General features: G+C 57.0%; 7 protein-coding genes. 1 reads left to right on the forward strand and 6 read right to left on the reverse strand.

The genetic code is table 11. The features are described from left to right. Positions 1–2 precede the first annotated feature (2 nt). From AC1Q7H_RS37440 to AC1Q7H_RS37450, 3 genes are all read right to left on the reverse strand, one after another. The gene (locus AC1Q7H_RS37440) at positions 3–1,301 is read right to left on the reverse strand and encodes an ABC transporter permease (protein ID WP_492382363.1); all 1,299 of its coding nucleotides are present in this window, start codon (positions 1,299–1,301) and stop codon (positions 3–5) included. Positions 1,302–1,338: 37 nt separating this feature from the next. After that, entirely contained in the window at positions 1,339–2,391 is a 1,053-nt protein-coding gene (locus AC1Q7H_RS37445; RefSeq protein ID WP_492382364.1) for an ABC transporter substrate-binding protein, read from the reverse strand. Positions 2,392–2,461: 70 nt separating this feature from the next. Then, positions 2,462–3,535 carry an ABC transporter ATP-binding protein gene (locus AC1Q7H_RS37450; RefSeq protein WP_492382365.1) on the reverse strand — a complete coding sequence of 358 codons (1,074 nt, stop codon included), beginning with the start codon at positions 3,533–3,535 and terminating at the stop codon, positions 2,462–2,464. A 61-nt stretch (positions 3,536–3,596) separates the two neighbouring features. Between AC1Q7H_RS37450 and AC1Q7H_RS37455 the strand changes: the two genes are divergently transcribed. Then, positions 3,597–4,019, forward strand: a complete 423-nt coding sequence (locus tag AC1Q7H_RS37455; protein WP_492382366.1) for a hypothetical protein — start codon at positions 3,597–3,599, stop codon at positions 4,017–4,019. A gap of 28 nt (positions 4,020–4,047) precedes the next feature. Here AC1Q7H_RS37455 and AC1Q7H_RS37460 read toward each other — a convergent pair whose 3' ends face one another. The 3 genes from AC1Q7H_RS37460 to AC1Q7H_RS37470 all read right to left on the reverse strand — a co-directional run bounded on the left by AC1Q7H_RS37460 (position 4,048) and on the right by AC1Q7H_RS37470 (position 6,686). Next, on the reverse strand, positions 4,048–4,701 hold the full coding sequence (locus AC1Q7H_RS37460) for a CoA transferase subunit B (RefSeq protein WP_492382367.1): 654 nt from the start codon (positions 4,699–4,701) through the stop codon (positions 4,048–4,050). Between the two features lie 12 nt (positions 4,702–4,713). Beyond that, positions 4,714–5,418 carry a CoA transferase subunit A gene (locus tag AC1Q7H_RS37465; RefSeq protein WP_492382369.1) on the reverse strand — a complete coding sequence of 235 codons (705 nt, stop codon included), beginning with the start codon at positions 5,416–5,418 and terminating at the stop codon, positions 4,714–4,716. Between the two features lie 689 nt (positions 5,419–6,107). Beyond that, positions 6,108–6,686: a nitric oxide reductase activation protein NorD gene (locus tag AC1Q7H_RS37470; protein WP_492382368.1), complete on the reverse strand. Its 579-nt coding sequence runs from the start codon at positions 6,684–6,686 to the stop codon at positions 6,108–6,110. Between the last annotated feature and the right edge of the window lie 186 nt (positions 6,687–6,872).

Genomic DNA, 6,872 nt, shown 5'->3' on the forward strand with positions numbered 1-6,872 from the left:
CTTCACCCCAGCTTCACACCGGCGCCACCGGTCAGTCGAACAAACATGGAATACACGAGCACAACGCCGATCAGCAGAATTGAAGCAAGCGCGCTTGCTAACCCCCAGTTCAGGCTAGAGTTCACGTGGTTGGCGATGTAGTAGCTCGCCAATTGGTCATCTGACCCGCCGACCGTTGCCGGCGTGATGTAGTAGCCCACAGCGAGGATGAACGTCAGCATCCCGGCCGCGCCGACGCCTGGAAGCGTCTGGGGAAAATAAGCCTGAAAGAAGGAGCGAACGGGCCCCGCGCCGAGCGATCGGGCGGCCTTCATATAGATGCTGGGAATGCCCTTCATGACGCTGTAGAGCGACAGGATGGCGTATGGCAGCAGAATGTGCGTCATCGCGACCAGCACGCTGATGCGTCGGTAGATCAAAGCGAATCCTGTATCCGTCAGGCTAAGGCTAATCAGGAGGTCGTTCAGCACGCCATTGGATTGGAGCACGACAACCCACGCCGTTGTCCGAACCAGGATGGAGGTCCAGAACGGCAGCAAAACCATGATCATCAGGACATTGCTGTAGCGCGCCGGTATGTTGGCGAGAAGATAGGCCACCGGGTAGGCAAGTACGAGACAAAGCAGACTTACCAAAATGCTGACGCCTGCCGTGCGGATGAAAATGTCAACATATAGCCGCTCTCCCTTTGCCTGGGACACTATCGAGCCGTCAACATCCCGCTTGAAGTCGAGGGCCTTGAGGTAATAGTCGATCGTCCACGACGAAGAAGCGTACTTCAGGGTCGACCACGTAGAAATTTTCCCCCAGCGCCCGTCGACCGCGGAGAAATGCTGTTTCCACGATTCGACCTCACCCGTTTCGGCGATGCGGCGAACGGTCTTCATGATGAGGCTGCGCATGCCTGCCTCATCAAAGTTCAACCGAGATGCCACGCGGGTTACACCACCGTTGTCCTTGCCAGCGAGGAGTTCTTCACCGAACGCAGCATAGACAGCCTCGTCAGGCAACGCGCCCAGTTTTGGATCCCATGCACGTAAGAGGGCAGCCGTACGAGGCATCTCCTGAGAGAGCGTCGGGTCCTGGAAGCTCTTTATCAGCAGGCTTCCAATAGGGAGCAGGAACGTCACGAGCAGGAATAACAGCAGCGGCAGAATCAAGGCTAGCGCCCTGACCTGCCCTGCACGCTCGGCCGCCCGCGCCTTCAACTTGAGCTTCTTTGAATCAGCAACGGTAGTCTCTACGACTTGGTCCGCCGGTCCTATCGTTTCACTTGCAAGGATCATAATATCCAGCGGCAACTACCGCGCCTCCTCGTTATTGGTTATATGAACTGGCCTAGTTGCGACCGAGCCAGACCGCGAACTTCTGATTCAGGTCGTCACTGTGGTCCGCCCAGAAAGCGACGTCCATGTTGACAGCGCCGGCCTGGTTTTCAGGCGCGGTTGGCAAGTTCGGCGCAACCTTCTTGTCGATCAGCGGAACTGCGGACTTGCGCAGGGGACCGTATGCGATCAGTGGTACCAGCTTTGCGAGCACGTCAGGTTGCGTGGCATAGCGAATGAACTGCTGCGCCTCCTTGAGGTTCTTGGAACCCTTGACGATGGCATAGCCTTCGATGTTCTTGACCTGACCATCCCACACGAAGCCGAAAGGCATGTTGTCAGTAATGATGGCGCTATAGATGCGACCGTTATACGCACTGGTCATTGAGACTTCGCCATCGGCAAGAAGCTGAGCGGGCTGCGCACCGGTCTCCCACCAGACGATGGATGACTTGATGGTGTCCAGCTTCCTAAAGGCCCGATTCAGACCTGCCGGTGTAGCGAGGACCTTGTAGACGTTTTCCGGCGCGACGCCATCTGCCAAGAGTGCCCATTCCATGGCGCCTTCCGGCGACTTGCGCAGACCGCGCTTGCCAGGAAACTTCTTGAGGTCAAAGAAGTCTGCAATCTTCTTCGGCTCACCACCCTTGAAACGATCCTTGTTGTACGTAATCAGCGTCGACCAAGTGATGTTCCCCACCAGACATTCCGAGAGGGCTCCCGGGAGATAGTCATCTTTGGCCGCAGCGCCTTCTTTACTGGGGGCGAGGTCGGCAACACGGACCTTCTCTAGCAACCCCTCATCACAAGCGCGCGTCGCGTCCGACAACTGCAGATCGATGACATCCCACGTCACGTTCTTTGTCTCGACCTGGCTTCGAATCTGGGCAATTCCCCCGTTATACGTGTCGGACTTGACAGTTACCCCGGTCCTGGAGCCGAACGGCTTCAACGCGGTAGCTTCTTGCGCGTTCTGCCACGCGCCGCCCCAAGAAACAAAGGTCAGCTGACCAGCAGCAGAGGCGGAAGCGCCCCAACCACAGGCCGTTGCAAGCAATAGAAACATTTTCATTCTCATCACCCGATCTTGGAAAAGACTGGAACCTCTCTTGCGTTAAACAAACAAGCTATCTCGGTTACAGCGCACGACAGGCGTCGGCCATCCAACCGACGTCGACGGATTCGCCAACTCGCAGCCTGCGACTAGCTCCTTCGTTGGGAAGTTTCATTACAAAATCCGACCTGCCGCAGACATCCATCACCATCCGTAGATGGTCACCGTAGTAGATGAGGTCCTTAACATTGGCGCGGAAGACGTTGTCGCAAGCGCGCGCAGCCTCGCCTACAGCCACTCGCTCCGGGCGCAAGGAGATACTTGTGCTCGAGGACTGGTGAATAGCCTGGCTTGCGGTAGCGCGGATGCTGTACCCACCTTCGAGATTCACAATACAGTTCCCGTCGTCCAGGCCGGAGACAACACCTTTCAATTCGTTGCTCTCTCCGATGAATCGTGCAACGAAGGCATTCTCCGGCTGTTCGTACAATTCGGAGGGCGGGGCAAGTTGTTGAATGATGCCGTTATTGAAGACCGCCACGCGGTCCGACATGGTCATCGCTTCGCCTTGGTCGTGCGTCACGTACACGACAGTTAGACCGCTTTGCTCATGAATTTTCTTGATCTCGTATTGCATCTGCTCGCGCAGTTGCTTGTCCAATGCCCCCAGTGGCTCATCCATGAGGACCAAGGCTGGCTCGAAAACCAGTGCGCGCGCAACCGCGACTCGTTGCTGCTGCCCGCCGGACAGCTGAGCAGGCATGCGATTGGCGAACGTCTCCATGTTCACCATCTTTAGGGCGCGCGTGACCTTTCGTTCAATGTCGCTTCTAGGAACCCGTCTTACCTGCAACGGAAAGGCAAGGTTCTCTGCGACCGATTTGTGTGGAAACAAGGCGTAGCTCTGGAACACCATGCCAATGTTCCTGCGTTCCGGCGGAATGCGGTTTATCGGCTTTCCATCGAGAAGAATTTCGCCCTGGGTGGCGGTCTCGAAGCCTGCCAGCATCATCAGACATGTCGTCTTGCCAGAGCCGGATGGACCCAGCATCGTGAGGAACTCGCCCTTTTCAATCTCAAGATTGAGGTTCTTCACAACCAGTGTTTCGCCGTCGTAGGTCTTCTGGACGTTCTTGAATGAGACAATAGTCGACATGTGTTCTCCATTTTTGGGGGACGCTGAACCACCGAGCGCTCGCGTTTGACGCGAAGCGCCCATGGCGATGTCGTCGCCTGACGATGGTCAGTCCCGTTGGGGCGTATTGAATCGCCCTCTAAGCGTTTTATTTGGGTTCGAACGCAGCGCTCGCACGCTAACTGAACGTTTCACCACCCGAGGAGACAAGAGTGCGAACTTGCAGCTTGGCGTCGAAGCGAAACCGTCTCGCAGTGAATCCGCACCGCTGCATGCGACGACGGCAAATATTCACGTCCTGAAACGCTGGCAGAAATTCGTGTTTCAGATTGGCGCCGGCCGCAGGCTTGTTCCGCTGAATCAGGCGTCTGACGCTCGTTTTGGTGAACCTGCACGAAAATATGCGCAGACGCTTACGTCGACCGCGGCCCGCGCGCTCTCTAGAAAGTTGCTGTGCCAGGAAGAACCGAATCTCGGCTTAGCTGCGCCGCCTCACGTCACATGAGAGGTCGAGGCATGGATCAAGCATCCCTTCAGCGACCGCAGTCATCCGCAAGGTCGAAGGTGAGGGTCGGCTCCGTGCGTTCCTGCAGCTGTTCGCGGGTGACGCCCGGGGCTAGTTCCCGCACAACCAATCCGGTATTGGCGACGTCGAGGACGGCCAGGTCGGTGATAATCCGATTCACGACACCTGCACCGGTCAGCGGCAGGGCGCATTCGCGCAGGATCTTGAAATCTCCGGTACGGGTGTTGTGTTCCATGAGCACGACGACACGCCGGGCCCCGCTCACGAGGTCCATGGCGCCGCCCATGCCTTTGACGAGCTTGCCGGGAATCATCCAGTTCGCCAGATCGCCATGTTCGCTGACCTGCATGGCGCCAAGAATCGACTGATTCATATGTCCGCCACGGATCATGGCAAACGACATTGAAGACGCGCAGACCGATGCGCCTGGAACCATCGTGATGGTTTGCTTCGCTGCATCAATCAGATCTGGGTCGATCTCGTCCTCATACGGCGGCGGTCCAATTCCGATCAGACCATTTTCGGATTGGAGCCAAATCTGCATGTTTTCCGGTACGAAATCCACAACTTTCGTCGGCAGACCAATGCCGAGATTCACATACTCGCCATTGTGCAATTCCGCGGCAGCACGCGCTGCCATCTGTTCGTGTGTCCAGCCCATGATTTTCTGCCTTTAGTTTGCGCGCACACGAAAGCTCGGGCGTTCGATGCGCTTGTCGGGATTGGCGTTCAGCACAATTCGGTGAACGAAGATTCCAGGCAGATGAACATCGTCGGGATCGATTTCTCCGATTTCCACGATCTTCTCTACTTCGGCAATGGTGACCTTTCCGGCCATCGCGACATCCGGATTAAAGTTCCGCGCCGTTCGAGAGAAGATCAAATTCCCGGCGCGGTCGGCGACGGCCGCCTTGACCAGCGAGACGTCCGCGTGCAAGGCTGTTTCCATGATGTAGCACTTGCCCCCAAAAACCCTCTCTTCCTTGTTCTCGGAGACGATCGTGCCGACGCCGGTACGGGTGAAGAATGCGGGAATGCCCGCTCCCGCCGCCCGTAGGCGTTCAGCGAGCGTGCCTTGCGGTGTGAATTCCAACTCGAGCTCCCCGGCCAAGTATTGGCGCTCGAACTCCTTGTTCTCGCCCACATATGACGAGATCATTTTCTTGATTTGTCGGGTTCGCAACAGCATGCCTAGGCCGACATCGTCGATGCCTGCGTTGTTACTGATGCAGGTCAGATTATGGATGCCAGTCTCACGCAGTGCGGAAATCAGAATTTCGGGAATTCCGCACAAACCGAATCCGCCGATAGCGACGGTTTGCCCACTTTGCACGACTCCATCGATGGCAGCTTGAGCGGTGCTGTAGACCTTCTCAATAGTTTTCACTTTGTCTCCAAGATACGCACAGTCAACTCCGCATTTGGTACCAGAGGTCCATTGATTCCCCGAACGCATACGTCTTCCGTAGCCGAATTTTGTTCGCTTAGTTTGGGGACCACAACGGCGATCGACGCAAGGTCGTGGTGCGTTAATGCACAACGCGCCGGACGATGGAGGGTGTCGCGCGAAGCACGTTGCTGAGCTTGCCCTCAAAAAACCGGCGCGCGTCAAGGTAGATGTCGCCTCGTTCATGCAGCCAAACGCTGTTTTTCTGCTGGCTGGCACCCGCGTTGGCGCCGCACGCCAAATGCTCATGGGCAACGTGGCAATGGCTCTCGCGATGCAGGAAACATGCCGGACTCTCTCGGAGTGAAGGCTGTGCAGAATCTTACGGTTTCCCCGCAAGCCTTTGCTTCTTCAATGTCGCCTTGCCGTGTCCATCCACGCCGTGAACCTGGAAGACATTTTTCGCCAAGTCGATGCCGATCGTCGTGACCCTCATGATGGATGCTCCTGGTTGGGGGTTGCTACCGCCACCACTTTGGCACGTAAGCGCCTTGGCCGGGGAGAGGGGGCGTCCATCCCATTAGCGCCGGCTTGATCAGTTAAATAAACTCGGCATTATCCATGCGTATCACGGCCTGTTCGCTGGAATTTTGACCCAACTCGGTGGGGGGCGGCCAAAGCTAGCGTAGCAAAAGCATCCTCATCCAATTCACCAGTGCCGCTGGCAATAGCTCAGGTCGAGGCAAGAGCGCGTACTGTCTTGGACCGAGTATTTCCGCCAGATAGTTCGCCGCCTGTCGGTCAACTGTCAGACAGAAGGGATTGATGCCCTGGAGCCTGGCTTCGACGACAGCCAGGCGCATGTCCTCGACCCCGTAGCGGCCCTCATAGTCATCAATGTCATTAGGTTTTCCATCGGACAAAAGTAGTAGCAGCCTGTGTCGGACCGATTGGCGCATCATCATTGCCGTCGAATACCGGAGTGCAGCGCCAGCCCGGGTGTAGTGCTCTGGTTCCAGTCCAGCAATCTTGCGCGCCACACTGCCGCTAAAGGTCTCGTCAAATGCCTTGACCTGACGCACGACCACGCCATGGGGGCCTTGTCCGGAAAAGGCCGCAATGGCGTACGGTTCAGCCAGTCCCTGCAAAGCGATGGAGACCAGAAGCAGCGCCTCGCGTGCCACGTCCACAATGCGCTTGTTGGTGGATATCCAACCGTCGGTAGACCCACTGACATCCACCAGCAAGAAGATGGCCATGTCGCGTCTGGCCTCGCGACAGGTCTGGTAAAGCGCCTGAGGAATCGGCAACCCTACGCGCAAATCAGCATAGGAGACCGCGCCAAACCGGGGGCTGGCTAAGCGGCAAGGCGGCGGTCTTCTTCTCCGGCGATGGAGGGATACCACCGTTCAACGTACGACCGGAGCTGGTCATTGAGCACGGCT

This window comes from Cupriavidus sp. GW823-FHT06D04, assembly GCF_058795055.1.

What these genes read in the sequence shown, in the direction of transcription:
- AC1Q7H_RS37445 (WP_492382364.1), bottom strand. Translation starts at nt 2,391, where the DNA reads ATGTTTCTATTGCTTGCAACGGCCTGTGGTTGGGGCGCTTCCGCCTCT.
- AC1Q7H_RS37460 (WP_492382367.1), bottom strand. Translation starts at nt 4,701, where the DNA reads ATGGGCTGGACACACGAACAGATGGCAGCGCGTGCTGCCGCGGAATTG.
- AC1Q7H_RS37470 (WP_492382368.1), bottom strand. Translation starts at nt 6,686, where the DNA reads ATGGCCATCTTCTTGCTGGTGGATGTCAGTGGGTCTACCGACGGTTGG.
- AC1Q7H_RS37450 (WP_492382365.1), bottom strand. Translation starts at nt 3,535, where the DNA reads ATGTCGACTATTGTCTCATTCAAGAACGTCCAGAAGACCTACGACGGC.
- AC1Q7H_RS37455 (WP_492382366.1), top strand. Translation starts at nt 3,597, where the DNA reads ATGGCGATGTCGTCGCCTGACGATGGTCAGTCCCGTTGGGGCGTATTG.